The sequence below is a fragment of the Nocardioides aquaticus genome (assembly GCF_018459925.1).
GTDB classification, from domain to species: Bacteria; Actinomycetota; Actinomycetes; order Propionibacteriales; family Nocardioidaceae; genus Nocardioides; species Nocardioides aquaticus.
In genome coordinates this window covers 73,620-96,859 of record NZ_CP075371.1, presented here as the reverse complement: position 1 = coordinate 96,859, position 23,240 = coordinate 73,620, and the positions used below count along the sequence as shown (strand labels likewise).

The 23,240-nt window shown below is 74.4% G+C and carries 24 protein-coding genes and 1 pseudogene; 5 read left to right on the top strand and 20 right to left on the bottom strand.

What is annotated here, in order from left to right:
- Positions 1 to 67 precede the first annotated feature (67 nt).
- Positions 68 to 547 (top strand): DUF4112 domain-containing protein, encoded by a 480-nt coding sequence (locus ENKNEFLB_RS00470; protein WP_214057405.1) that lies wholly within the window; start codon positions 68 to 70, stop codon positions 545 to 547.
- On the opposite strand, the gene ENKNEFLB_RS00465 is transcribed toward ENKNEFLB_RS00470, so the two are convergent.
- The 12 genes from ENKNEFLB_RS00465 to ENKNEFLB_RS00415 all read right to left on the bottom strand — a co-directional run bounded on the left by ENKNEFLB_RS00465 (position 448) and on the right by ENKNEFLB_RS00415 (position 12,539).
- Complete coding sequence (locus ENKNEFLB_RS00465) at positions 448 to 1,227, bottom strand: FadR/GntR family transcriptional regulator (protein ID WP_275955936.1); 780 nt, start codon at positions 1,225 to 1,227, stop codon at positions 448 to 450. The two genes, ENKNEFLB_RS00470 and ENKNEFLB_RS00465, sit on opposite strands and share 100 nt — an antisense overlap.
- A gap of 108 nt (positions 1,228 to 1,335) precedes the next feature.
- Positions 1,336 to 2,184, bottom strand: a complete 849-nt coding sequence (locus ENKNEFLB_RS00460; RefSeq protein ID WP_214057403.1) for an LLM class flavin-dependent oxidoreductase — start codon at positions 2,182 to 2,184, stop codon at positions 1,336 to 1,338.
- A 10-nt stretch (positions 2,185 to 2,194) separates the two neighbouring features.
- On the bottom strand, positions 2,195 to 3,454 hold the full coding sequence (locus ENKNEFLB_RS00455) for an AGE family epimerase/isomerase (protein ID WP_214057402.1): 1,260 nt from the start codon (positions 3,452 to 3,454) through the stop codon (positions 2,195 to 2,197).
- Between the two features lie 13 nt (positions 3,455 to 3,467).
- Complete coding sequence (locus tag ENKNEFLB_RS00450) at positions 3,468 to 5,630, bottom strand: RecQ family ATP-dependent DNA helicase (protein WP_214057401.1); 2,163 nt, start codon at positions 5,628 to 5,630, stop codon at positions 3,468 to 3,470.
- Positions 5,627 to 5,923 (bottom strand): DUF2470 domain-containing protein, encoded by a 297-nt coding sequence (locus ENKNEFLB_RS00445; protein WP_214057400.1) that lies wholly within the window; start codon positions 5,921 to 5,923, stop codon positions 5,627 to 5,629. The genes ENKNEFLB_RS00450 and ENKNEFLB_RS00445 overlap by 4 nt, the downstream gene beginning before the upstream one ends.
- Positions 5,924 to 5,932: 9 nt before the next feature.
- On the bottom strand, positions 5,933 to 6,523 hold the full coding sequence (locus tag ENKNEFLB_RS00440) for a DUF998 domain-containing protein (RefSeq protein ID WP_214057399.1): 591 nt from the start codon (positions 6,521 to 6,523) through the stop codon (positions 5,933 to 5,935).
- Between the two features lie 39 nt (positions 6,524 to 6,562).
- The gene (locus tag ENKNEFLB_RS00435; RefSeq protein WP_275955935.1) at positions 6,563 to 8,542 is read right to left on the bottom strand and encodes a M13 family metallopeptidase; all 1,980 of its coding nucleotides are present in this window, start codon (positions 8,540 to 8,542) and stop codon (positions 6,563 to 6,565) included.
- 37 nt (positions 8,543 to 8,579) lie between these two features.
- Positions 8,580 to 9,668: a hypothetical protein gene (locus ENKNEFLB_RS00430; protein ID WP_214057398.1), complete on the bottom strand. Its 1,089-nt coding sequence runs from the start codon at positions 9,666 to 9,668 to the stop codon at positions 8,580 to 8,582.
- Positions 9,665 to 10,255: a SigE family RNA polymerase sigma factor gene (locus tag ENKNEFLB_RS00425; RefSeq protein WP_214057397.1), complete on the bottom strand. Its 591-nt coding sequence runs from the start codon at positions 10,253 to 10,255 to the stop codon at positions 9,665 to 9,667. The genes ENKNEFLB_RS00430 and ENKNEFLB_RS00425 overlap by 4 nt, the downstream gene beginning before the upstream one ends.
- Positions 10,256 to 10,340: 85 nt before the next feature.
- The gene (locus ENKNEFLB_RS22795; RefSeq protein ID WP_338040935.1) at positions 10,341 to 10,952 is read right to left on the bottom strand and encodes a hypothetical protein; all 612 of its coding nucleotides are present in this window, start codon (positions 10,950 to 10,952) and stop codon (positions 10,341 to 10,343) included.
- Positions 10,949 to 11,581, bottom strand: coding sequence for a 2-phosphosulfolactate phosphatase (locus tag ENKNEFLB_RS22790; protein WP_275955934.1), 633 nt, complete (start codon positions 11,579 to 11,581; stop codon positions 10,949 to 10,951). Before ENKNEFLB_RS22790 ends, ENKNEFLB_RS22795 begins: the two co-directional genes overlap by 4 nt.
- The gene (locus tag ENKNEFLB_RS00415) at positions 11,574 to 12,539 is read right to left on the bottom strand and encodes an NADPH:quinone oxidoreductase family protein (RefSeq protein ID WP_214057396.1); all 966 of its coding nucleotides are present in this window, start codon (positions 12,537 to 12,539) and stop codon (positions 11,574 to 11,576) included. Before ENKNEFLB_RS00415 ends, ENKNEFLB_RS22790 begins: the two co-directional genes overlap by 8 nt.
- Positions 12,540 to 12,622: 83 nt before the next feature.
- On the opposite strand from ENKNEFLB_RS00415, the gene ENKNEFLB_RS00410 reads away from it, so the two are divergent.
- Entirely contained in the window at positions 12,623 to 13,552 is a 930-nt protein-coding gene (locus ENKNEFLB_RS00410) for an alpha/beta hydrolase (RefSeq protein ID WP_214057395.1), read from the top strand.
- A 15-nt stretch (positions 13,553 to 13,567) separates the two neighbouring features.
- Here ENKNEFLB_RS00410 and ENKNEFLB_RS00405 read toward each other — a convergent pair whose 3' ends face one another.
- The gene (locus ENKNEFLB_RS00405; protein WP_214057394.1) at positions 13,568 to 14,878 is read right to left on the bottom strand and encodes a M15 family metallopeptidase; all 1,311 of its coding nucleotides are present in this window, start codon (positions 14,876 to 14,878) and stop codon (positions 13,568 to 13,570) included.
- Positions 14,879 to 15,181: 303 nt separating this feature from the next.
- Between ENKNEFLB_RS00405 and ENKNEFLB_RS00400 the strand changes: the two genes are divergently transcribed.
- Positions 15,182 to 15,763, top strand: a complete 582-nt coding sequence (locus tag ENKNEFLB_RS00400; protein ID WP_214057393.1) for a TMEM165/GDT1 family protein — start codon at positions 15,182 to 15,184, stop codon at positions 15,761 to 15,763.
- 135 nt (positions 15,764 to 15,898) lie between these two features.
- Here the strand turns inward: ENKNEFLB_RS00400 and ENKNEFLB_RS00395 are convergent.
- From ENKNEFLB_RS00395 to ENKNEFLB_RS00365, 7 genes and pseudogenes are all read right to left on the bottom strand, one after another.
- A pseudogene (locus tag ENKNEFLB_RS00395) lies at positions 15,899 to 16,276 on the bottom strand (TetR/AcrR family transcriptional regulator); the annotation flags it as partial.
- A gap of 112 nt (positions 16,277 to 16,388) precedes the next feature.
- Positions 16,389 to 17,624 (bottom strand): NAD(P)/FAD-dependent oxidoreductase, encoded by a 1,236-nt coding sequence (locus tag ENKNEFLB_RS00390; protein WP_214057392.1) that lies wholly within the window; start codon positions 17,622 to 17,624, stop codon positions 16,389 to 16,391.
- A 3-nt stretch (positions 17,625 to 17,627) separates the two neighbouring features.
- Positions 17,628 to 17,816, bottom strand: a complete 189-nt coding sequence (locus tag ENKNEFLB_RS00385) for a ferredoxin (RefSeq protein ID WP_214057391.1) — start codon at positions 17,814 to 17,816, stop codon at positions 17,628 to 17,630.
- Positions 17,816 to 19,312: a fatty acid desaturase gene (locus ENKNEFLB_RS22785; protein ID WP_214057390.1), complete on the bottom strand. Its 1,497-nt coding sequence runs from the start codon at positions 19,310 to 19,312 to the stop codon at positions 17,816 to 17,818. The genes ENKNEFLB_RS00385 and ENKNEFLB_RS22785 overlap by 1 nt, the downstream gene beginning before the upstream one ends.
- Before the next feature lie 102 nt (positions 19,313 to 19,414).
- Positions 19,415 to 20,776: an NAD-dependent malic enzyme gene (locus ENKNEFLB_RS00375; RefSeq protein ID WP_214059245.1), complete on the bottom strand. Its 1,362-nt coding sequence runs from the start codon at positions 20,774 to 20,776 to the stop codon at positions 19,415 to 19,417.
- Positions 20,777 to 20,852: 76 nt separating this feature from the next.
- Positions 20,853 to 21,362 carry an SRPBCC family protein gene (locus ENKNEFLB_RS00370; protein ID WP_214057389.1) on the bottom strand — a complete coding sequence of 170 codons (510 nt, stop codon included), beginning with the start codon at positions 21,360 to 21,362 and terminating at the stop codon, positions 20,853 to 20,855.
- Positions 21,359 to 21,841, bottom strand: a complete 483-nt coding sequence (locus ENKNEFLB_RS00365; RefSeq protein ID WP_214057388.1) for a glutathione peroxidase — start codon at positions 21,839 to 21,841, stop codon at positions 21,359 to 21,361. The genes ENKNEFLB_RS00370 and ENKNEFLB_RS00365 overlap by 4 nt, the downstream gene beginning before the upstream one ends.
- A gap of 95 nt (positions 21,842 to 21,936) precedes the next feature.
- On the opposite strand from ENKNEFLB_RS00365, the gene ENKNEFLB_RS00360 reads away from it, so the two are divergent.
- Together ENKNEFLB_RS00360 and ENKNEFLB_RS00355 are read left to right on the top strand one after the other, a co-directional pair.
- A complete protein-coding gene (locus tag ENKNEFLB_RS00360) occupies positions 21,937 to 22,500 on the top strand; it encodes a hypothetical protein (protein WP_214057387.1) in 564 nt (187 codons plus the stop codon).
- Entirely contained in the window at positions 22,500 to 23,030 is a 531-nt protein-coding gene (locus ENKNEFLB_RS00355) for a hypothetical protein (RefSeq protein ID WP_214057386.1), read from the top strand. Before ENKNEFLB_RS00360 ends, ENKNEFLB_RS00355 begins: the two co-directional genes overlap by 1 nt.
- Positions 23,031 to 23,240: the final 210 nt, after the last annotated feature.

Here is a 23,240-nt window from a genome sequence, read left to right as displayed (position 1 = left end):
GGGTCGGTGCGGAGGCCTCACCCTAGGAGACGACCGGGCCCGCGCAGCCGTCCGGGAGGATCGGGGCATGGACGAGCAGACCGGGACCCCCGTCCCCCGCCGCAGCCGGGTCCTCGCCCGCGTGATGGACGACGCGATCCGGGTGCCCGGGACCCAGGTCGGCCTCGGCCTGGACGCCGTGATCGGCCTGGTCCCCGGCGTCGGGGACCTCGCCGGCTCCGCGATCTCCGGGGTGGTGCTCTACGACGCGGTGCGGTGCCACGTCCCGGTGCCGGTGCTCGCGCGGATGGGCGGCAACCTCGTGGTCGACGCCCTGCTCGGGGTGGTGCCGCTGGTGGGCGATGCCGCGGACGTCGCCCACCGGGCCAACCGCAAGAACATCAGGCTGATGGAGCGGGCACTGGCGGACCGGCCGGTCGGCGCGCCGGTCCCGGCGCCGACGGTCGGCTACGTCGCGTCGGCGCTGCTGCTCGTCGCCGTGCCGTTGCTGCTCGCGCTGGTGCTCGGCGTCGTGGCGCTGGTGCTGCTGGTCGGTCTGCTGATCTGACGGGTGCGCAGCCACATCGGGTCGGCCCGCTGCTTCTCGAAGTGGCCCGTCAGCACCGCACGCGCCCGGGGCACGTCCCCCGCCTCGACGGCCGCGAGCAGCTCGCCGTGCACGTCGAGCACCCGCTGCCGCAGGCCGGGGTCCGCGTGGGCCTCGTGCGCCGCGGGCATCACGATGTCGGTGAGCGGAGCGAGGAGCGCCTCGAGGTAGACGTTCCCGGCGGCGGCGATCAGCCCGGACCGGAACCGCAGGGCGTTCTCCGCGAAGGTGGTCGGGTCGTCGGCGGCGTGGGCCTCCCGCATCCACCTCAGCGCGTCGGCGAGGACCTCACGCTGCGTGTCGGTGCACCGCTCGACGGCCAGCGGCAGCGCCTCCACCTCGACGATGCGCCGCACCTCGAGGATCTGCGCGGGCAGGGAGTCGCTGCCCCGGGCCACCCGGGCGGCGAACAGCCGCGGCTCCAACGGCGACCACTCCTCGACCTCGTTCACCATGCTGGAGCGGCCCTGCCGCACCACGATCACCCGGGTCCCGGCGAGCGACTTGATCGCCTCGCGGACGGTCAGGCGGCTGACGCCGAGACGCTCGGCGAGCTCGGTCTCGGACGGCAGGGACGCGCCCGGGGGGAAGGTCTGGTCGAGGATCAGGTCGAGCAGGTCTGCGGCAGCACGCGCGGTCACGCCTTGGGGCATCTGGTCTCCGGTCCTTGAATCGGGCACGACCATAACCCGACCTGCCCTCCCCGCCGCGTCGAGATCCAGGGACCGGGACGGCATGTGACGCGGGTCTCAGAACCGGGCGGCGACCGCCTCCAGGACCGACTCGTCGCCGGCGTACGGGTCCGAGGCGCGCGGCCAGTGGGTCACCACGTCGGTGAAGCCGAGGTCGGCGGCCCGGCCCACCATGTCGTCGAAGACGCCGACGCTCTCCAGGGAGAACTGCGGCGAGGCGTCGAGCAGCAGGTAGCGGGGCACCGCGGCGGCGTCCCGGCCGGCGGCGTCCAGGGCCGTCTCGAAGGTGTCCCGCGCCGTCGCCAGCCCGACCCACCAGTCCTCGAGCGCCTCGGTCCGCGGCCCGGTCGTCACCCAGCCGTCGCCGGTGCGGGCGGCGTACCGCAGCGAGCGCGGTCCGTTGGCCGCCACCAGCAGCGGGACGTCGCGCAGCCGCGGGAGCGTGCGCGCCCCGCGGGCGGAGAACCAGCGGCCGTCGGCGTCGACGTGGTCCTCGGTGCGCAGCCGGACGAGGAGGTCGGTGAACTCCTGGAAGCGGTCGACGCGGTCGCGGACCGCGAGGTCCTCGATCCCGAGGATGCGGGAGTCGAGGTCGCCGCCGGTGCCGACACCGAGCAGGAAGCGCCCGCCCGAGATGTCGTCGAGAGCCTGCACCTCACGGTGGAAGGGCACCGGGTGGCGGAAGTTGGGGGACGCGACCAGCGTGCCGAGGCGCATCGTCGTGGTGAGGGTGGCCGCGGCGGTCAGCGTCGGCACGGCGGCGTACCAGTCGGACTCCGGCAGGCCCCCCCACACCACGTGGTCGTAGGTCCAGGCGTGGTCGAAGCCCATCTCCTCGGCCGCACGCCACCGCGGGGCGGCCTGCGCCCAGGGCAGCTCGGGCAGGATCGTGATTCCGTGGCGCATGGGCCCGACCCTAGGGCGTCGGGTGGGTGCCGGGCGGGGGCAGCAGGCCGTCGCGCAGCGCCGTCGCCAGCGACGGCGAGAGCGGCAGCCGGGGCAGCAGCGCGGCCTGCAGCGCGTGGTAGACGTCCGGGCGGCCGGACCAGGTCAGGCTGCTGGCGCCGCCGTCGGGCGAGCGTTCGTGCACCCAGGACCCGCGGACGGGATCGACGAACCACTCCCCGGCGTGGGCCCACCAGGCGCGGTAGCGGTCGGCGTGCCGGGGGTCGCCGGTGGCCTGGTGCAGCGCCGAGGCGGCGGCCACCGCCTCGGCCGCCACCCAGTGCATCCGCTCCCGGACGACCGGGGCGCCGTCCCAGTCGACGGTGTAGACGAACCCGTCGTGGCCGTCGGGCGCCCACCCGTGCCGGGCGGCCGCGTCGGCCAGGGCGACCGCGTGGTCGACCCACCAGCCGGGGGCGGTGTCCCCGGTCGCGGCGTGCAGCTGCAGGGCCAGCCGGGCCCACTCGAAGCCGTGCCCGATGGTGGCGCCGTAGGGGCGGAACGGGTCGGCCGGCCGGTCGTGGTGGTAGTCGAGCAGCGGTCTCCCCGCGGGGTCGAAGTGCTCGGGCAGCAACCAGTCGTGGGCCGGGGCGAGCCGGCCGAGGACGTGGTCGACGATCCCGGCGGCGACGGCGCGCGGACCGGGGTCGTCGAGCACGTCGGCGGCGGCCGACAGCGCCTCGACCGCGTGCATGGTGGCGTTCAGGCCGCGGTAGTCGTCGAGGACCTCGAACCGCTGGTCCCACTCCTCGGCGACCAGGCCGGCGCCGGGCCCGGCCGGTGCGACGAAGCGCTCGAGCAGGACCGCGAGCGCCTCCTCGAGGAGGTCGGCGGCCCCGGGCCGGTCGGCGGCGACGGCCGACGACGCGGCCAGGACGACGAACGCGTGCTCGTAGGCGGTCTTGGCGCCGGGCACCGCGCCGTCCGGGCCGACCCGCGCGTGCCAGCCACCGTGGGCCTCGTCGCGGAAGACCCCGCGCAGCGCCGCCACGCCGTGGTCGGCGAGCGCCGTCGACCCGGGGTGGTCCAGGAGCACCCCGAGCGCGTGCACGTGCGTCATCCGGCAGGTGATCCACAGCTCCCGCGCCCGGACCGGGTCGACCGTGCCGTCGTCGCTCAGCCAGGCGTAGCCGCCGTCGGGGTGCCGGGCACCCGCGGCGACGTCGAGCAGCCGACGGGCGTGGGCGTCGAGGGCGACGGCCTCGGAGGAGGTCAGCAGGGGCACGGGCACGGCGCGGGTCACCTCAGCTCTGGGTGGCCAGCGCCAGCGGCACGACCTGGGCGGCGCCGGCGCGGCGGACGGCCCGGGCGGCCAGCGTCATCGTCCATCCGGTGACCACCAGGTCGTCGACCAGCAGCACCGACGCGCCGTCGAGGGCGGCGGGGTCGTCGAGGTGCAGGTCGTAGCGACGCCCGACGGCCGCGACCCGCTGGGCGGAGTTCACCGCGCCCCGACCCGGCTCGACCGAGGGGTCGACGATCGCGAAGCGGCCCACCACCGGGGCGCCGAGGTAGCGCGACAGGCCCGCGGCCAGGTCGGCCACCAGGGTCGGCCGGGTGGCCGAGTCGAGCACGACGATGGCGTCCACCCGGGGCGACCAGTCGCCGAGGACGGCCACGACGGCCTTCACCAGGGGTACGGGGACCGGCCCGTCCTCCGTCCCGGCGCGGAACAGCTCGCGCAGCGCCTGGCCGTAGCCGAGGTCGGTGAGCCGGGCCACCGCGCGGCCCTCGCCGGCCCCCTCGGCGATCTTGCCCTTGAGGTCGACACCGATCGCGGGCAGCCCGGTCGGCCACATCTTGCGGGGCTCGACGACGACGCCGGGGCGCGAGAGCCGGGCACCGGCCTCGGCCAGCGCCGCGTCGGAGACACCGGTGGGCAGGTCCAGGCCGCCGCAGGTGTCGCAGCGGCCGCAGTCCTCGGCGTCGGGGTCGTCGAGCTGCTCGCGCAGGTAGCGCATCCGGCACCGGTCGGTGTCGAGGTAGTCGAGCATCGCGCGCTGCTCGCGCTCCCGGGCCGCGCGGACCCGCTCGAAGCGCTCGGCCTCGTAGGTCCACGGCTGCCCGGTCGACTCCCAGCCGCCACGGACCCGGCGGACGGCGCCGTCGACGTCGAGCACCTTGAGCAGGGTCTCCAGCCGGTTGCGGCTGAGCTCGACGCGGGTCTCCAGGGCGGCCGTGCTCATCGCCCGGCCCTCCTCGGCGAGCACGTCGAGCGTCTGGCGGACCAGCTCCTCCCGCGGGAAGGCCAGGGAGGCGAAGTAGGCCCAGATGTCGCGGTCCTCGGTCGCCGGCAGCAGCACCACCGTGGCGCTCTCGCTGCGGGCGTCGAGCCCGCGCCCGGCGCGGCCGACCTGCTGGTAGTAGGCGACCGGCGAGGACGGCGCCCCGAGGTTGACCACGAAGCCGAGGGAGGCGTCGAAGCCCATGCCGAGCGCGCTGGTGGCGACCAGGGCCTTGACCCGCCCGGCCTGCAGGTCCTGCTCGAGGGCCTGCCGCTCGGTCGCCTCGGTCTGCCCGGAGTACGCCGCGACGTCGTGCCCGCGGGAGCGGAGGTAGTCGGCGACCTCGGCCGTGGCGGCGACGGTGAGGCAGTAGACGATCCCCGACCCCGGCTGCTCGGCGAGGTGGTCGGCAAGCCAGCCGAGCCGCTGCTCGGCGGTGGGCAGACGCACCACCCCCAGTCGCAGCGACTCCCGGTCCAGCGAGCCACGCAGCACGAGCACCTCGGCGCGGCCGGCGCCGCGGTCGAGCCCGCCGAGCTGCTCGGCGACGTCGTCGGTGACCCGCTGGTTGGCGGTCGCGGTGGTGGCCAGGACCGGGATGCCGTCGGGGAGGTCGCCCAGCAGGGTGCGGATCCGGCGGTAGTCGGGTCGGAAGTCGTGGCCCCAGTCGGAGATGCAGTGCGCCTCGTCGACGACCAGCAGGCCGCAGGTCGCCGCCAGGCGCGGCAGCACCTCGTCGCGGAAGCCGGGGTTGTTCAGCCGCTCGGGGCTGACCAGGAGGACGTCCACCTCCCCGGCGCGGATCGCCTCGTGGGTCGGCTCCCAGCTCTCGGCGTTGGTGGAGTTGATGGTCACCGCGCGGATGCCGGCCCGCTCGGCGGCGGCGATCTGGTTGCGCATCAGCGCCAGCAGCGGCGAGACGATGACGGTGGGTCCGGCGCCCCGCTCACGGAGCAGCAGCGTGGCCACGAAGTAGACCGCGGACTTGCCCCAGCCGGTGCGCTGGACGACCAGCGCCCGGCGCTGGTCGACCGCCAGCGCCTCGATCGCCGACCACTGGTCCTCGCGCAGCACGGCGTCGTCCTTGCCGACCAGGGCCCGCAGGTGGCCCTCGGCTCGGGCGCGCACGTCGGCACGGGTGCCCGCGTCGGTCGCCCCGGGCGCGGCGGACCCGGCGGTCACCGGTGGTCCTGCGGTGCGCTGAGGAGGCGGACCGACTCGTCGTGCAGGGCGACCACGGCGCCCCGCAGGTCGGCCCGCTCGGTGACCGGGCCGTCGGGCCAGCCCACGCGCAGCGTGGCCTCGGCGCTGCCCTCGGTGACGTGCCAGGTGCCGCCGTGCTCGTCGAGGCCGGTCATCTCGGCGGCGGTCGCGCCCGGGTGGCCGTGGGCCTGCACGATGCGCAGGCTGTCGTCGCGGTGGTCGTCGTTCATGTGCGCGAGGACCGCGTCGCAGGTGGCGTCGTCGAAGGGCATGCCGCGAGCCTACGAGCGCCCGCCGACAGCTCCCCGGCGGGCGGTGCGGCCCGCGGCGCGGCCGGCCGTACGCCCCCGGGCCCGCAGCGTGAGGACCACCGCGAGGGGCCACAGCACCTGCGCGCCCGCCACCACCCGCTCGGCCAGGCCCGACCGGGGACCGCCCAGCTCGAGGGAGAACCAGGCGAGCAGCCCGCCCAGCACGGCCGTGGCCACCCACCCGGTGCGCCGCCCGGGCAGGCCGGACAACCCCGGCCACAGCGACAGGGCCACGAAGCTCGCCGTCGCCACGGGCACGTGGGCCGTCGACGGCTCGGCCGCCACGGCGACGCCGACCACCGCCACCCCGCCGGCGCCCAGCACGAGCCGGCCCCACCGGTGCGCCTCGCTCAGCCCGAGGGCGGTGACCACGTGGCAGCCGCCGAGGACCAGGAACCCGGTCGTCATCACCCACCGGTCCTCGGCGCCGACCGCGGCCAGCGCGCTGATGGTGTCGCGGGTGGCGTCGTACGCCTCCGGCTGCCGGGTCGCTGCCAGCGTCCAGCCCCCGATGAGCGCGACGGGGGCGAGGGCGGAGGAGACGAGCGCGGTCCGGTGCACGGGGTCAGCATGCCGCGTGGTCGTCCCCCGCGCCCCCCGTCACCAGATCCGGACGCGGTCCCCCGGGTCCAGCCACAGCCCGTCGCCGGCGACGGTGCCGAAGACGTCGTGGAACTCGTCGAGGTTGCGCACGATGTTGGCGCGGAACTCCGGCGGGCTGTGCGGGTCGATCGTCAGGTAGGTCTGCTCCTGCTCGGTGCGGCGCTTGGTGCGCCAGACGTAGGCCCAGTTCATGAACAGCCGCCGGCGGTCCTCGACCGAGGCGTGGCCGCCCTGGGCGATGACGAACGCGGTGTGCGCGATCGTGAGACCGCCCAGGTCGCCGATGTTCTCGCCGACGGTCAGCGAGCCGTTGACCTTCTCGCCGGGCAGGTTGCGCGGGGAGAACCCGTCGTACTGCGCGACCAGCGTCTTGGACTTCACCTCGAAGGCGGCCTTGTCGTCGGCGGTCCACCAGTCGTTGAGAGTGCCGGTGCCGTCGTACTGCGCGCCCTGGTCGTCGAACCCGTGGCCGATCTCGTGGCCGATCACCGCGCCGATCCCGCCGTAGTTCTCCGCCTCGAGCGCGTCGGGGTCGAAGAACGGCTTCTGCAGGATGCCGGCGGGGAAGCAGATCTCGTTCGTGCCGGGGTTGTAGTAGGCGTTGACGGTCTGCGGCAGCATGAACCACTCGTCGCGGTCCACCGGGGAGCCGATCTTGCGCAGGTGGCGGTCGGTCTCGTGCGCGGAGATCGCCGCGACGTTGCCGACGAGGTCGTGCGGGTCGATGCGCAGCGCGGAGTAGTCACGGAAGCGGTCCGGGTAGCCGATCTTCGGCCGGAAGGTCCCCAGCTTCTCGTACGCCCGCTGCTTGGTCTCCTCGGTCATCCAGTCGAGCCGGCCGATCGAGCTGCGGTACGCCGCGAGCAGGTTGGCGACCAGGTCGTCCATCATCGCCTTCGCGCGCGGGCCGAAGTGGCGCCCGACGTACTCCTTGCCGACGGCCTCGCCGAGGCCGCCCTCGACCAGGGCGACGCCGCGCTTCCACCGGGCCCGCAGCTCGGGGGTGCCGTTGAGGGTGCGGCCGTAGAAGTCGAAGTTGGTCTCGACGAAGTCGTCGGTCAGGTAGGCCGCCGAGGAGCGCAGCACGTGCGCCAGCAGCCAGGACTTCCAGTCGTCCAGCGGGGTCTCGCGCAGCACGCCGTCGAGGTGCTCGAAGAACGACGGCTGACGTACGCAGGCCTCGGCCAGCAGCGGGGCGGGGTCGATCTCGGGGCCGCTGAGGTTCTGGACGTAGGCGTCCCAGTCGAAGGACGGGCAGGCCGCCTTGACCTCCTCGAGGGTGCGCAGGTTGTAGGTCTTCTGGACGTCCCGGGTGTCGGCGCGCTCCCAGTGACCGGCGGCGATCCGGGTGTCCAGGGCGAGCACGGCCGCGGCGGCGCCGGCGGGGTCCTCGTGGTCGACCAGGGTGAAGAGCCGCTCGAGGTAGGCGACGTAGCTGCCGCGGATCTCGGCGAACTTCTCCTCGCGGTAGTACGACTCGTCGGGCAGCCCGAGGCCGCCCTGGGCGAGGTGGAACAGGTACCGGTCGGAGTTGCGGTCGTCGGTGTCGACGTAGGACCCGAACAGGCCGTGCCCGCCGATCCGCTCGAACTCCCCGAGGAACGCGGCCAGGTCGCGCACGTCGCGCAGCGACCGGCTGGCGTCGACCAGCGCCCGGATCGGTGCCGCCCCACGCCGGTCCACCTCCTCGGTGTCCATGAAGGAGGCGTAGAGGTCGCCGATCTTCTGCGCCTCCTCGGCCGACGCGGCGTCGGCGTCGGGCACGCCCGGCTCGCGCGACTGCGCGGCGAAGTCCTCGATGATCTGGCGCACCCGCTCCTCGGCGGCGTCGGCCAGCTGCACGAAGGGGCCCCAGCTGGAGCGGTCCGCGGGGATCTCGACCTCGTCGAGCCACCGGCCGTTGACGTGGCCGAAGAGGTCGTCCTGCGGTCGGATGTCGGGGTTCATGCCCTCGCGGGCGTCGTCCAGGATGCTCACCCGTCGACCCTAACCGGGGCCGTGCACGGCCCGCCCACTACATGTCGTTGCCGATGAACGCGGGGTCCCCGCCCGTGGTGCTGAGAGGGCCGAGCTCCTCGCAGGTCCCGGACGGGACCAGGCAGTCGTACACGGTCGCACCGCGCGCGCCGGGCTCGGCCAGCAGGACCGAGCCGTCGGTGTCGATGGTGAAGAAGGCGTACCCGCCGCCCGGGGGACCCTCCTCGAGGACCACCGGCCGACCTGCCGGGTCGGTCGGCTCCAACCGGCTGGCCCAGGACAGGACGTGCTCACCGTCGAAGGTGAGCTGGGAGTCGATGGCACCGGGCACCAGCCGCCGCAACCCGGCCGCCGCGGGCCCGTCAGGGCGCGGGCCGTCGTAGAGCAGCACCCCGCCCCGCAGGTCGGCCACCCGGGTGCGTGGGCCACCGAGCTCGACGACGGAGTCCCGAGCCACGTCCCAGACCGAGGTGCCCCCCTCCGTGCGCAGCACCACGAGCCCGTCGTCGTAGGCGTCCACCACGGTCCCGGCGGGGACCGTGCGACGGCCGAGGACCTGGTCGGTGACCAGGTCCCGGACGACGATGGTCGGCTCACCGCCGAGCCGGGCGCCGTAGGCGGCCGAGGGGCTGGTGGAGTCGGCCTTGGCGGTCGGGGTGAAGTCGGTGGCCTCGGCCCCCGGCTCGAGCTCGCGGACCTCGCCCGACTCGTCGAGCAGCACCGGCCGGCCGTCGACGTACGCGACGATCCCGGCGGGGGTCGCGGCCGCGTCGGTGTCCAGTGCCCCGAGCGCGTCGGCGGGGAAGACCCGCCCGCCGAGGTGGACCTCCTGGCCGGGGTCCGCGTAGGCACGCAGACCGTCGGAGACGTCCAGCGGTCCGAGGGCGACGTCGACGGCGACCTCGGGCCCGTCGGACGCGCCATCGCCCGGGCCTGTGAGGAGCAGCGCGCCCAGCACCGCTGTCGCGGAGAGGGCCACCCCCGCCGCGACCGCAGCCCCGCGACGGCGCCGTCGGATCCGGCGCCCGGACGCGAGGACGAGGTCCAGGTCACCGGGGGGGATCGCGCTGGGGTCGAGCCGCTCGCGGACCGTGGCCGCCAGCAGGTGCTCGAGGTCGGTGCTCATCGCAGGTCTCCGGTGCTGTCGTCGGCCGCCACGCGGCGCAGGGTGGCCAGGGCTCGCGAGGCCTGGGACTTCACGGTCCCGGCCGAGCAGCCGAGGACGGAGGCGATCTCCGTCTCGGAGAGGTCCTCGTAGTAGCGGAGCACCACGACCGCCCGCTGCCGCGGCGGCAGGACGGCGACGGCCCCCCAGAGCGCGTCCCGGCCGGTGACCACCTGCCCGAGCGCGTCCAGGTCGCCGTTCGTCGGTCGTGGATCGGCGGTCGGGTCCGCCTGCATCCGCTCGTGGCGGCGCCAGGGCCGGCGGTGCTGGCCCAGCACCTCGTTGATGACCATCCGACGCACGTACGCCTCCGGGTGGTCGACGCGGCTGATGCGCGCCCAGGACGCGTAGACCCGGGCGAACGCCGCCTGGCAGGCGTCCTCCGCGGCGGCGGCGTCGCGGGTGACTCCTAGAGCCACCCGGTAGGAGCGGGGCCAGCAGGACCGGAAGAAGTCGGCGAAGGCGTCGTCGACCCCGCCGGACGCATGGTCGGGCGGTCGGTCGGTCGGATCCCCCGTCTCCGGGCTCACGAGGTCGGTGGCGTCCACGCCGAGAAGATGCTCTGCACGGGTCCGGAGGTTGCACCGTCCCCCGGACCGTTCCTCGCCGGGACGGTCGGCCGCCGTGCGAGCCTCACTCCTGGCCTCCCTCGAGCGCCCACCCCGGGACGTGCTCGACCCGGTAGTCCTCCCCGAGCGACTCCTGCAGCTCTGCGGCCATCGCCCGCCCCCGGCGGTCGTGGTCGGCCGGCCAGCCCGGCTCGACGGCCGCGCCGAGGTGCGCCTCGTGCTCCTCGGTCCAGGCCCGCAACCGGGCGCGGAGACCGGGCGGCACGGGTGGCGCGTCGTCGCGGTCCAGGTCCTCCTCGGTGAAGGAGTCGTCGTCGGTCCAGCACCAGATGCCGGTGTGGTCGTCCACCATCACCCGGATCTCCGTGGGGCCGGTGCGGGGCGGCGGTGACGGCGGCGGGCTGCGCCACACCGAGGTCGGGTCGAACCACCGCTCGGGCCCGCTGCCGCCGTCGGCGGACCAGCCCCAGCGCCGCCCGCCGCGGAACGCCCCGTCCAGCAGCACCGGCACCGCGTCGCTGACGTCGACCGCCGCCGCGACGTCGACGTCCTCGCCGAACCCGGCCGCCGCCAGCTCGCGGCCGCCTGCGCAGGCGCGGAGCGCGGCGGCCGGGTCGTCGGCGACCGCCTGCCAGGCGGCGACCGCCAGCCCCGCCTCCGGGCTCAACCCGGTCACGCCGCGATCGAGGAGCGCGGCGAGCAGCGCCCCGGCCCCCCAGACGTCCTCGGTCGCGGGGCGCAGCGACCCGTCCCCCAGCGCTCCCCCGACGCCACGACGGCCAGGGTCGAGCCCCTCAGGAGCGCCGGGGCCAGCGCGTCGGCGACCGCGCGGGCGTTGCGCAGGCACGCGCCCACCACGCCGACCCCGGCGTCGGCCAGCAGGGCGCTGATCGTCGAACCGTTCGGGGACGGCAGCACGAGCCGCCGCACCCCGGCGAGGCCGTCGCCACGCAGCATCGCGGCAGGGGACAGCGTGGGCCGGTCTCGAGACGCTCGCTCCTCGACCCCCGGGGACGACGCCGCGGCCTCGAACCGGCCGACGGCCAGCACGGCGTCGCGCTCCCGGGCGTACGCCTCCGCGCGCTCGTCGCGCCAGGCGAACGGGTGCACCTCGACGCCCCGCTCCACCGCGAGGGTCACCGTGGTCGTGAAGGACAGCACGTCCACCACCACCGTCACGTCCTCCGCCCCCAGCCCGGCGACCACCGCGGCGGCACCGGCCGGGCCGGTCTCGAGCCGGACGGCGTACGCCGCCTGCCCGTGCGCGGCCCGCCGCCCGGCGCCCCGCGGGTCGTCGTCAGTCACGGAGCCGGACGACGCCCTTGCCCAGCGTGCGCCGCTCGTCGAGGTCGACCAGCGCCTGCCCGAACTCCTCGAAGGCGTACGTGCGACCGACCGGCGGCTTGACGACCCCGGCCTCGATCATCGGCACCAGCGCGGCCCACTGCTGCTGCATGTAGCCCGGGCGGGCCATCGCGTAGGCGCCCCAGCCGACGCCCCGGACGTCGGTGTTGTTGAGCAGCAGCCGGTTGACCTTGACCTCGGGGATGCCCTGCCCGGCGGCGAAGCCGACCACGAGCAGACGGCCCTGGGGGGCCAGGGAGCGCAGGGAGTCGAGGAACACGTCGCCGCCGACGACGTCCATCACCACGTCCACGCCCTTGCCGCCGGTGAGGTCCTTCACGGCGTCCTTCCAGCCGTCGAGCAGGACGACCTCGTCCGCACCGGCCTGCCGGGCGACCTCGGCCTTCTCCTCGGTCGAGACGACCGCGACGCTGCGGGCGCCGTACCCCTTGGCGACCTGGATGGTCGCGGTGCCGACGCCGCCGGCGGCCCCGTGGACCAGCACGGTCTCGCCCTCGCGGAGCCCGGCACGCTCGGCCAGGGCGAACTGCGCGGTGAGGTAGTTCATCGGCATCGCCGCGCCCTCCTCGAAGGACAGCGCGTCGGGCAGCGCGAACGTCGAGTCGACCGGCATCGCGGCCAGCTCGGACGCCCCGCCGTAGCCCTGGACCGCGCAGACGCGCTGGCCGGGCTCGAAGCCCTCGCCGGACACGACGACGCCCGCGACGTCGACGCCGAGCGTGAAGGGCGGCTCGGGCTTCATCTGGTACTCCCCCCGGGACAGCAGGAGGTCGGGGAAGGACGTGCCGACGGCGTGGACCTCGACGAGGACCTGGCCCTCGCCGGCGGTCGCGTCCGGCACCTCCTGCACGACGACGTCGGTGGGACCGGTGAGCGTGACGACCTGGGCTGCGCGCATGCCCGGCAGGGTAGGCCAGGGCGCGCGCGGGCGACCCATCCGTCCGTGCGACCGTTCCGAATCCCGGCGGTGAGGTCCACCCGGTGAGGCTGTCCGACCGCGTCGCGGCGATGACGATGCACGCGAGCGCGCGGTGGTCCGTGCGCTACGGCGAGGAGCTCCGGTTCGCAGGCACCGACCTGCCGGGTCCCCGGCGCCACCTCGTCCCCACCCGGCACGGCCGGGTGCCGGTGCACGTCTACACCGACCCGGCGTGGGCGCCCGGCTCGCGGCCACGGCCGGCGTACGTCCACCTGCACGGCGGCGCCTGGTTGATGCGCCACCCGTTCATGGACGACTTCTGGTGCCGCTACCTGGTCGCCGAGGCCGGGGTCGCGGTGGTCAACGTCGACTTCCGCACCGGCCCGTACGTGCGCTACCCGGTCGCGCAGGAGCAGACGCACGACGTGCTGGCCTGGCTGGACGGCCCGCAGTCCGGGCACGGCACCTCGCTCGGGGTCGACGGCACCCGGCTGGCCGTCGGCGGCCTCTCGTCGGGCGGCGGGATGGCCGCCGCGGCCTGCCTGATGGCCCGCGACTGCGGCACCGTGCGCCCGCTGCTGCAGGTGCTCGGCGTCCCGGCGCTCGACCTGGCCACCGAGGTGCCGGAGGGCGGTGCCGGGCCGGGGGCGGAGCCGATGATCTCGCCGTCGCTGCGCGCGCTGGTGCGTCGCGTCTACTTCCCCGACCCGGCCCGCCGTGCGGAGCCGTACGCCTCCCCGCTGCTGGCGCCGGACCTGCGTGGGCTGCCGCCCGCGGTGGTGATGACCGCCGAGCGGGACTCGCTGCGTGCCGACGGCGACCTCTACGCCCAGCGGCTGGCCGAGGCGGGCGTCCCGGTGCTGCTGCACGACGTCACGCCCGGCGCGGACCACTACTTCTGGTCCCACGACCCCGACCGCGCGCGGCGGCTGATGGCACGGGTCGCGGCGATCGTGCGGGACGTGCTGCTGGAGCGACCCGACGACCGGTGAACCGACCGGCGCAGGTCAGCGGGGCTCGACCAGGCTCTCCATCTCGAAGTGCATCGGGTCGGTGTAGCTCCAATCGCCGCCCCAGGCGAAGCCCCACCGCTTGAAGATCGCCACGACGCCGCGGTCCATCTCCCCGACGGTGCCGCGCAGGTTGCCCGGCACGTTGAGGTCGAAGGCGGTGCCGAAGGAGTGGTTCGACAGCGTGGTGGACCCGGCGATGAACCGCGGGTAGTAGCAGCCGGCGTACTCGCCGGGGTTGATCTTGTCGGCCAGCCCGGCCAGCGTGATCTCCTCCAGCGCGGCCCGCAGCTGCGGCATCATCGCCTTGTTGCAGGTCACCGTGCCGAGGATCGGGACCTCCTCGGTGCTGATGTACTGGCTCTCCCAGGCCTGCTCGGGGATCACCTGGCCGCCGGCGACGGTGTAGCGGAAGGTGCCGACCGCCTCGGCCACGCCGCCGACGAGGAACGCCTGCTGCGTGGCGTCGGTGTCGAGGCCCTCGCGGGCGACGACGTCCATGTCCTGGATGGTGGCCTGGTCGCCGAGGATCTTCGCGATCACGGGGCGGAGCGCCTGGGGCGCCTTCTGACCGGTACGCACCAGCAGCGCGTTGCCGGCCGGGATGCCGAGCTCCTCGCCCCACGAGGTGTTCACGACGGCGTCGACCTGGTCGATCTGGGGCGCGATGGCGCCGACGTGGATCTCCTGGGCGTCGTCCTCGCCGAGCGCGAGCTGGAGGTAGCCGTCGCCGTCGACCGGCAGCGACTTCTCGCTGGCGGTGGTCAGCGCGACCTCGCCGCCCGCGACGCGGTCCCACTGCTCCTGGAAGAGCGCGCTCTCGGGCGGGGTGAAGAGCCGGTACGTCGCCGAGTCGACCGCGGCGACGGTGTAGACGCGCTCCTCGAGCGAGACCTGGGCCATCGAGAGGCGCGAGACCTCGTCGACGCCGTCCACCGCGGCGATCTCGTCCACGACCTCGTCGGCCAGCGGCTCGTCGGCGTTGAACAGCAGCATGTCGGGCGGGGCGATCGCCTCGTCCCGACCGCGCGGGCCGGGCGGCTCGACGGCGTGCTCGGGGTCGGCGACCACGACGCCGTCGTCCCGGCCGCCCGCGGCGTCCTGCCGGTCCTCCCGGTCGGTGGAGCGTCCGGAGCCGGCAGCGCTGCCACCGCCCGTCGGCGCCTCCAGCGCCTCGGAGACCGGGCTGGTGCCCATCACGGGGTCCTCGGCGGTGCCGGAGCCGGCGCCGGAGGGGTCGCCGGCGCAGGCCGTCAGCACGGCGGCCACCGCCAGACCCCCGGCGACCCGGGCCACACCTCGACGCATCTGCATCCCTCCCGTGTGGAGCGTAGACGTGAGGAGCAACACCCGTTCACCGAACGCCGCGGAGCCGGCTGGACTGGACCCCCACCGGTGCGTCATCCTGGGACACGAAGGGGAGTAGTCCTCAACAGTCGCATCGACACACTGACCTCACGGTCCGGTGCGGCAGGCCCGGCTCAGCCGGGCGGACGAGACCTTCGACCAGCGCACCGAACCCTGATGCGCCCGGTCGAAGACGTCTCCGTCCCGCGGACCACGTGCTCGGCCGGGCCCTGACCTGGCCCTCCCGGGCCGAGGAGACACCTCGTGGAAGCCTTCCTGCTCAGCACCGCCGTCATCTTCGTCGCCGAGCTCGGCGACAAGAGCCAGCTGATGGCGATGACCTTCGCCAGCCGCTACCGCGCCCGGGACGTCCTCCTGGGCATCACCGTGGCCACCGCCGTGGTGCACCTCGCCTCCGTCGCGATCGGCTTCTGGATCGGCGACGCCTTCGCCGAGCAGCAGGACGTGATCGCGATCGTGGCCGGCATCGCCTTCCTGGGCTTCGCGGCCTGGACGCTGCGCGGCGACGAGCTCACCGACGACGAGGCCGACAAGGCCCGCCGCTCCACCGGCAAGGCGATCTTCGCCGTCGGCGTCGCGTTCTTCCTCGCCGAGCTCGGCGACAAGACCATGCTGGCCACGATCACCCTGGCCACCCAGCACGGCTGGTTCGGCACCTGGATCGGCAGCACCGTCGGCATGGTCGCCGCCGACGCGCTGGCCATCGTGGTCGGCGCCATGCTCGGCAGGAAGCTGCCCGAGAAGGCGATCACCTACGGCGCCGCGACGCTGTTCGCGCTCTTCGGCGTCCTGCTGATCCTCGAGGGCGCGGGCGTCGTCGGCTGACCCGCGCGCGGCGGACGGCCCCTCCGGCTCAGCCCCGCAGCACCCGCGTGGCGACCCACCCGATGTCGTCGGCGGTCTGCGCGGGGGGCCGCTGGGCTGCATCACGTGGCTGAGCACGACCCGGACCACCGTGTCGATGGCGGCGTCGAGGTCGCGGGCGCCGAGCGCGACGTCGAAGGAGGCCACCCGCTCGCCGACCACCATCTTGGCCACGGCCAGCAGGGAGCCGGCGTGGGTGGTCAGCAGGGGCAGCAGCTCGGTGTCGGCGCCGTGCGTGGCCGAGGCGACGGCGTGCAGCAGCGGGTTGTCCTGGGCCCGGTCCAGCACCCCGCGCGAGGCGGCCACGACGGCGGCCTGCAGGTCGTCGGGGTGCTCGTCGAACGCCGTGCCGACCACCGAGAGGAACGCCTCCAGCTCGCGCTGGACCATCGCCTCGGCCAGCACGTTCTTGGTGCCGATCTCGTTGTAGACCGTCTGCCGGCTGACCCCGACCTCGTCGGCGAGCCGCGCCATCGTCACCTTCGCCCACCCCGTGCGCGAGGTGAGGTCCACGGCCGCGGCGAGGATCCGGTCGCGGGTGGCGACGGCCTGGTGCGGTCGGGCGGTGGAGGTCACCGGCCCCACTTTAGGTCCCGGCGCGCCCGAGCAGCTCCCGGGCAGCGTGCAGCGCCTCGTCGAACGGCCCGCCGTCGGCGATCCGGCGACGCAGCTTCATCACCACCCGCGGACGGTCGACGACCAGCGCCCCGACCACCTGCCCGCCCCGGTGCCAGAGCGCCGTCGTCCCGGCGACGCCGCCGTCGTCGGCGTCGAGGACCACCACCCCGTCGGCCACGGAGGTGCCGACGAGCTGGAGGCGGTGGCCGAAGAGGTCGGACCAGACGTACGGCACGGGGGCGAACGGCTGCGCGGACGACGGGTCGAGCGCGTGGCGCGCGGCCGCTGCACCCTGCTCGGCGGCGCTGGTCCAGTGCTCGACCCGCAGCAGGTCCCCGCCGAGCAGCGGGTGGGGCGCGTGCACGACGTCCCCCGCGGCCCACACCCCGGGGGCGTTGGTGGCCAGGGTGTCGTCGCAGACGACGCCGCGGTCGCGGGGGTGCAGGTCGACGCCGCTGCCCTCGAGCCAGCCGGTCGACGGGGCCACGCCGACGCCGAGCACCACCAGGTCGGCGGCCAGCTCGGTGCCGTCCTCCAGGGCGAGCCCCGTCACGTGGCCGGCGACCTCGGTGAGCCCGGTGACGCCCGAGCCCAGGCGCAGGTCGACGCCCGCGTCGCGGTGCAGCCGGGTGACGAGCCTGCCGACCTCGGGCCCGAGCGACCGCTGCAGCGGCACGTCGGCCGCCTCGACCACGGTCACCTCGAGCCCGCGGGCGCGGGCGGCGGAGGCGACCTCGGAGCCGATGAACCCGGCGCCGACGACGACGGTGCGCGCGCCGGCGTCCAGCGCCCGCCGGACGACCGCGGCGTCGTCGGCCGTGCGGAGGTGGGTCACGCCCGCCAGGTGGTCGCCGGGGACGGCCCGCGGGCGGGCGCCGGTGGCGACGACCAGGGCGTCGTAGGCCAGTCGCTCGCCGCCCAGGACCACCTCACGGGCGGCGGTGTCGAGACCGGTCGCCTCCTCCCCCAGCCGCAGGTCGATCCCGAGGTCGTCCTCCAGCTCCTCCGCGGTGCGGAAGGGGACGGGCTCGGTGGCACCGGGGGCGAGCGCCGCCTTGCTCAGCGGCGGCCGGTCGTACGGCGCCCGCTCCTCGGCCCCGAGGAGCACCAGCTCGCCCGCGTGACCCTCGCGGCGGGCGGTCTCGACCGCCCTGAACCCGGCCAGTCCGGCACCGACCACGACCAGGCGTCCGCCCGCGCGCACGCCTCAGCCCTCGAGCCGCAGGGCCAGGACCGGGCAGGCGTCCACCGCGGCCTGCACGTCGGCCCGGGCGGCCTCGGGGGGCTGCTCGTCGTGGACCACGACGGAGCCGTCGTCGCCGACCTCGAACAGCTCGCTCATCGCCTCGCACATGCCGAGACCCTCGCAGGTGTCGCGGTCCGCCACGACCCGCATCAGGCGTCGCTCCCGGTCATCGGGACGAAGTCGACCTTCTCGCGGACCCCGCAGTCCGGGCAGCACCACGCGTCGGGGACGTCGGCCCAGGAGGTGCCGGCCGCGAAGCCCTCCAGCTCGTTGCCGACCTCGACCTCGTAGGTGTAGCCGCAGCCGGGGCAGCGCGCAGCCAGCACCTCGTCCGCGGGGACGACGGCTGTGGCGGCAGCGGCAGGGGCGGCGGCGTCCTCGATCGGCTGGTCGGCCGCGGCCGGCTGGTCGGCCGCAGCCGGGGCGGGCCACGCGGCGAGCACCCGCGTGCGGCGCGGCGGGTGGACGTTGGCGCGGGTGACGTCGCCGTCGAAGTGGGCGACCACCCGGGGGTCCATCACCCGGCGCCACAGCGGCGGCACGAGCGCGATCAGGATCATCCCGGCGTACCCCGTCGGCAGCACCGGCGACTCCTCGAAGTCGCGCAGCGTCTGGTAGCGCCGGGTGGGGTTGGCGTGGTGGTCGCTGTGGCGCTGCAGGTGGTAGAGCAGCACGTTGGTCGCCACGTTGTTGGAGTTCCAGGAGTGCGACGGGTCGACCCGCTCGTAGCGCTCGCGGTGTCCGACGCCGACCTTCTGCCGGCGCATGCCGTAGTGCTCCATGTAGTTGACGACCTCGAGCAGGGTGAGGCCGATCAGCGCCTGGACGACCAGGAAGGGCAGGACGACCGGGCCGAGCCAGACCGCGAGGGCGCCCCACAGCACCGCCGACATGACCCACGCGTTCAGGACGTCGTTGCCGGGCCGGTACGGGTGCTGGTCGCGGCGGGCGTACCGCTTCTCCTCCAGGCGCCAGGCCGAGCGCACCGAGCCGAGCACGGTGCGCGGCCAGAAGGCGTAGAACGACTCCCCGATCCGGCTGCTCGCCGGGTCCTCGGGCGTCGCGACGCGGACGTGGTGGCCGCGGTTGTGCTCGATGTAGAAGTGGCCGTAGAAGCTCTGGGCCAGGGCGATCTTGGAGAGCCAGCGCTCGTTGGCCTCCCGCTTGTGGCCGAGCTCGTGGGCGGTGTTGATCCCGATCCCGCCGATGCAGCCGATGGTGGCCGCCAGGCCCAGCTGCTCGACCAGGGTCAGGTCACCGCCGACGCCCAGCGGGTCGCCGCGGGCGACCAGGTAGGCGGCCCCGACGAACCCGGCGTACTGCACCGGCAGGAACAGGTAGGTCACCCAGCGGTAGTAGCGGTCCTGCTCGAGCGCCTCGATCACGTCGTCGGGCGGGTTGGCGCGGTCGAGGCCCGCGACCAGGTCGACGGCCGGGACGATCACCAGGATCACGACCGGGCCGACCCAGAACCACAGGCCGGACCCGGTGGCCAGCCACCCGCCGTACGCGACGAACGCCAGCGAGGGCACGACCAGCCCGATCAGCCACAGGGTCCGCTTGTGGTCGTGCCACCCGTCGGTCGATCCGGCGGGGACGGTGCTGCCGGCGCCGGGGCTGCTGCCGGTGGTGGTCCGTGCGCTCACGAGGAGTCCCTCCTGTCGCCGGCGCGGGAGCGCGCCGGGTTGACAGAAAGGTACCGATTGTCAACGCACTTGACAATACCTAGGTGACTGTCAAGTCGCCGTTCAGTCGTCGCCGAGGGTGGCGTGCTTCCCGGCGATCGCGCGCGCGACCGCCTTGGGCACCTCGGAGTTGAAGACCGACGGGATGATGAACGTGGGGTTGAGCTCCTCGTCCTTGACCACGTGGGCGATGGCGTCGGCGGCCCGCAGCATCATCTCGATCGTCACGTCGGTGGCGCGGGCGTCGAGCAGCCCGCGGAAGACACCCGGGAACGCCAGCACGTTGTTGATCTGGTTGGGGTAGTCCGACCGCCCGCTGGCGACCACCGCGGCGTACTCCCCGGCGTCACCGGGCTCGACCTCCGGGTCGGGGTTGGCCAGGGCGAAGACGATGGCCTTCTCGTTCATGTCCTTGATCCACTCGGCGTCGAGGACGTTCGGGGCGCTCACGCCGATGAAGACGTCCGCGCCGGTCACGCCGGTGTGCAGGTCGCCGCGGACCTTGCGCGGGTTGGTCACCTTGGCCAGCTTGAGCTTCGCGGCGGGCAGCGACTCGTCGTCGCCGGACAGGCAGCCCTCGCGGTCCCAGACCACGACGTCCGTCACGCCGGCGGCGAGCAGCAGGGTCACGATGGCGGTGCCGGCGGCACCCGCACCGGAGACCACGATCCGCAGGTCCTCGAGCTTCTTGCCGACCACGCGCAGCGCGTTGGTGAGCGCCGCGAGCACGACGATCGCGGTGCCGTGCTGGTCGTCGTGGAAGACCGGGATGTCCAGGCTCTCGCGCAGCCGCGCCTCGATCTCGAAGCACCGGGGGGCGGCGATGTCCTCCAGGTTGATGCCACCGAAGCCGGGGGCGATCATCTCGACGGCCCGCACGATCTCGTCGGTGTCCTGGGAGGCCAGGCAGATCGGCCAGGCGTCGATGCCGGCGAACCGCTTGAACAGCGCCGCCTTGCCCTCCATCACCGGCAGCGCGGCACCCGGGCCGATGTTTCCGAGGCCGAGCACGGCCGAGCCGTCGGTGACGACCGCGACCGAGTTGCCCTTGACCGTCAGCCGCGAGACGTCGCCGGGGTTGTCGGCCAGCGCCTTGCTGACCCGCCCCACGCCCGGGGTGTAGGCCATCGACAGGTCGTCGCGGTTGCGCAGCGGGACCTTCGAGGTGACCTCGATCTTGCCGCCGATGTGGAGCAGGAAGGTCCGGTCGCTGACCTTGTGCACCGTCACGCCGTCGACCGCGTCGACCTTCTCGCGCAGCTGCGCGGCGTGGTCGGCGTCGATCGCGGAGCAGGTGACGTCGATGACGAGGCGGTCGTTGGCCGACTCCGCGACGTCGACGGCCATGACGATCCCGCCCTCCGCGGCGATCGCCGTGGCCACCGAGCCGATCACGGAGTGGTCGGGCTCGGTGTGGAGCCGCATGGTGATGGAGTACGAGGACGTGGTCGCGATCTTGGGCACGGGGTCAGACTCCCGCCCGGGTCGGGTTACCGGCAAGTCACGAGCGTGTGGGCTTCCCCCGCGTCGTCGTGCCGAGCGTCTCCAGCATGCCCGCCGAGAACCGGTCGCCCATCTGGTTGATGACCGTCTTCATCGACGCCTTCACCGCCGGCCCGAGCGCCTTGGGCAGCGGCAGGTCGAGGGTGATCGACAGCGACGTGCGCAGCATCGTGGCGGCCGGCTCGCCCTCCAGCGGCTCGAGCTCCTCCAGCTCGTACCACCCGTCGACGCAGGCGTTCTCGTCCGAGCCCTCGGGGGCGTCGTGCTTGAACTCGATCCGCTCGAGCTCGACGAACTCCATCTTCTCGGTGAAGGTCGGCGAGAGGGTGGCCTTGGGCACGGGCAGCTTGGTCATCGACCAGATCCAGTGCTCGCCACGGTCCTCGATCCGGGTGACGAACGGGGTCAGCCGGGCGACCTCGTCGGCGTCGCGCAGGACCTCCCAGATCTGCTCCCGGGTCGCCAGGACGATCGCCTCGGCGGTGGTGGTCGCGGTGAAGCCGCTCACGAGGCCAGCGCCTTCTCGATGTCGCCGGTGATCTTCTCCGGCTTGGTCGTCGGCGCGTACCGCTTGATGACCTGGCCGTCCTTGCCGACGAGGAACTTGGTGAAGTTCCACTTGATCTTGTCGCCCAGCAGGCCGCCCTTCTCCTCGCGGAGCCAGCGGAAGAGCGGGTGCGCCTGGTCGCCGTTGACGTCGACCTTGCTGAACATCGGGAACGTGACGCCGAAGCTGCGCTCGCAGAACCCCGCGATCGAGGCGTCGTCGCCCGGCTCCTGGGACTGGAACTGGTTGCACGGGAAACCGAGCACGCTGAAGCCCTGGTCGGCGTAGGACTTCTGCAGGTCCTGGAGGCCCTCGTACTGGGGCGTGAAGCCGCACTGCGAGGCCGTGTTGACGACGAGGACGACCTGACCGGAGTACGTCCCCAGGTCGACGTCCCCCCCGTCGATCGCGGTCGCGTGGTGGTCGTGGAGGGAGGTCATGCTCCGATCCTGCCAGCCGGGCGGCAACCGGAAAGGCGAGCGCGGGCGTGCAGGAAGTGCGTGACAGACGGGTGCGGGCGTCGGATGATGCCGTCATGAGCACGACCACCGCCCCTCCCGTCGCCGCGACACCGGCCGGCCCGGTGCTCCGTCGGGTGCGCGGGATGGCGCGGTCGTGGGCGCCGTGGTGGGCGATCATCGTCGCCGGCGCCCTCTGGGGCGAGGTCCCGTGGGGAAGGGAGCTGCTCGTCGCCTACGGCGTGCTGCTCCTCGTCGTCGCAGCGGCGGTCCTGGTCGGTCGGCGGCTCCGCCGGCGCGAGGAGCTCCCGTACGGCGGTCCCGGCCAGCGCGATCTCTTCGAGCAGGCCCTGACCGGGGCCCGGGTGCACCCGGACGGTGAGGTCGGGGCGTGGCGTCTGCACCTCCCGGTGCTCCGGCTACGAGCCCGCGAGGCCGTCCTGGCGGTGCCGTGGGTCGGTCTCGTGGTGCTGGCCCTGGTGGCCGCCGTCGTCGTGCTGGTCCTCACGGGAAGGGGCGAGGCCGCCTCTGTGCCTGCCTCGGTCGCGACGGTCACCGTCCTGGGCTGGCCGTTCCTCGCCGTCCACCTGCGACGTCGCCGTGACCGGCTCGACGCGCTGGCCGAGCGGCTGGGGCGCTGATGAGCGACACGGGGCCGGTCCGCGGCCTGGTCCTCATCGGGGCGCCCCTCCTCCCGCTCGCCGTCTACTCCTGGCTGTGGGCTGCCTTCGACGCCACCTCCGGCACCCTCGGCGCCCTTGCCCTGTTCGTGGCGATGGTGGGGGTGATCGGCGCCGCCGTCGTCCTGGGCTGGCGGCGTCAGGACGCCACCGCGGCCCGGCTGGGCAGGCTGGACCGGGTCTGGGCCTTCCGACGCGCCGTGCGCAAGGGCGAGCTCCCGCCCGAGGGGGTCGGCGACGAGGCGAGGTGGCGGGCTGAGACGTCACGCCAGCTCCGCTCGACCGAGGCCGAGATCGCCGGGGCACCCTGGCTGTGGGTGCTGGCCGTCCCCCTCGGGATACCCGTCGCCATCGCTTGGGCCGCCGGCTGGGACGCCTGGCGCTTCCCCGCCTTCCTGCCCGTCGTCGTGGTGGTGGTGGGACCGCTGGCGTGGTGGGAGGCGGTGCGCCGGCGCGAGCGCCTGCGCCGGTTGGCGATGCGGCTCGGCTGACCGGGCGGCCGCGGTCGTTGGCGGGCGCGGCCGGTGTGGACGTTCCGTTGCTGTTGACCCTGCTGCCGGTCGTCACGCTGGCAGCAGGGCCCGTCATCTGGTGGGAAACACTGCGCCAGCGCACCCGCACGCACCGGCTCCGCCTCCGCCTCGGCTGGGAGGTGGGTCAGCGGTCGTAGCCGGAAGGAACGAAGTCTGCTGACCCGTCGC

Coding starts and splice junctions, on each gene's coding strand:
- ENKNEFLB_RS00470 (WP_214057405.1), top strand. CDS start 68: ATGGACGAGCAGACCGGGACCCCCGTCCCCCGCCGCAGCCGGGTCCTC.
- ENKNEFLB_RS00460 (WP_214057403.1), bottom strand. CDS start 2,184: ATGCGCCACGGAATCACGATCCTGCCCGAGCTGCCCTGGGCGCAGGCC.
- ENKNEFLB_RS00445 (WP_214057400.1), bottom strand. CDS start 5,923: ATGCCCTTCGACGACGCCACCTGCGACGCGGTCCTCGCGCACATGAAC.
- ENKNEFLB_RS00430 (WP_214057398.1), bottom strand. CDS start 9,668: ATGAGCACCGACCTCGAGCACCTGCTGGCGGCCACGGTCCGCGAGCGG.
- ENKNEFLB_RS00415 (WP_214057396.1), bottom strand. CDS start 12,539: ATGCGCGCAGCCCAGGTCGTCACGCTCACCGGTCCCACCGACGTCGTC.
- ENKNEFLB_RS00405 (WP_214057394.1), bottom strand. CDS start 14,878: ATGCGTCGAGGTGTGGCCCGGGTCGCCGGGGGTCTGGCGGTGGCCGCC.
- ENKNEFLB_RS00385 (WP_214057391.1), bottom strand. CDS start 17,816: ATGCGGGTCGTGGCGGACCGCGACACCTGCGAGGGTCTCGGCATGTGC.
- ENKNEFLB_RS00375 (WP_214059245.1), bottom strand. CDS start 20,776: ATGCGGCTCCACACCGAGCCCGACCACTCCGTGATCGGCTCGGTGGCC.
- ENKNEFLB_RS00365 (WP_214057388.1), bottom strand. CDS start 21,841: ATGACCTCCCTCCACGACCACCACGCGACCGCGATCGACGGGGGGGAC.
- ENKNEFLB_RS00360 (WP_214057387.1), top strand. CDS start 21,937: ATGAGCACGACCACCGCCCCTCCCGTCGCCGCGACACCGGCCGGCCCG.
- ENKNEFLB_RS00355 (WP_214057386.1), top strand. CDS start 22,500: ATGAGCGACACGGGGCCGGTCCGCGGCCTGGTCCTCATCGGGGCGCCC.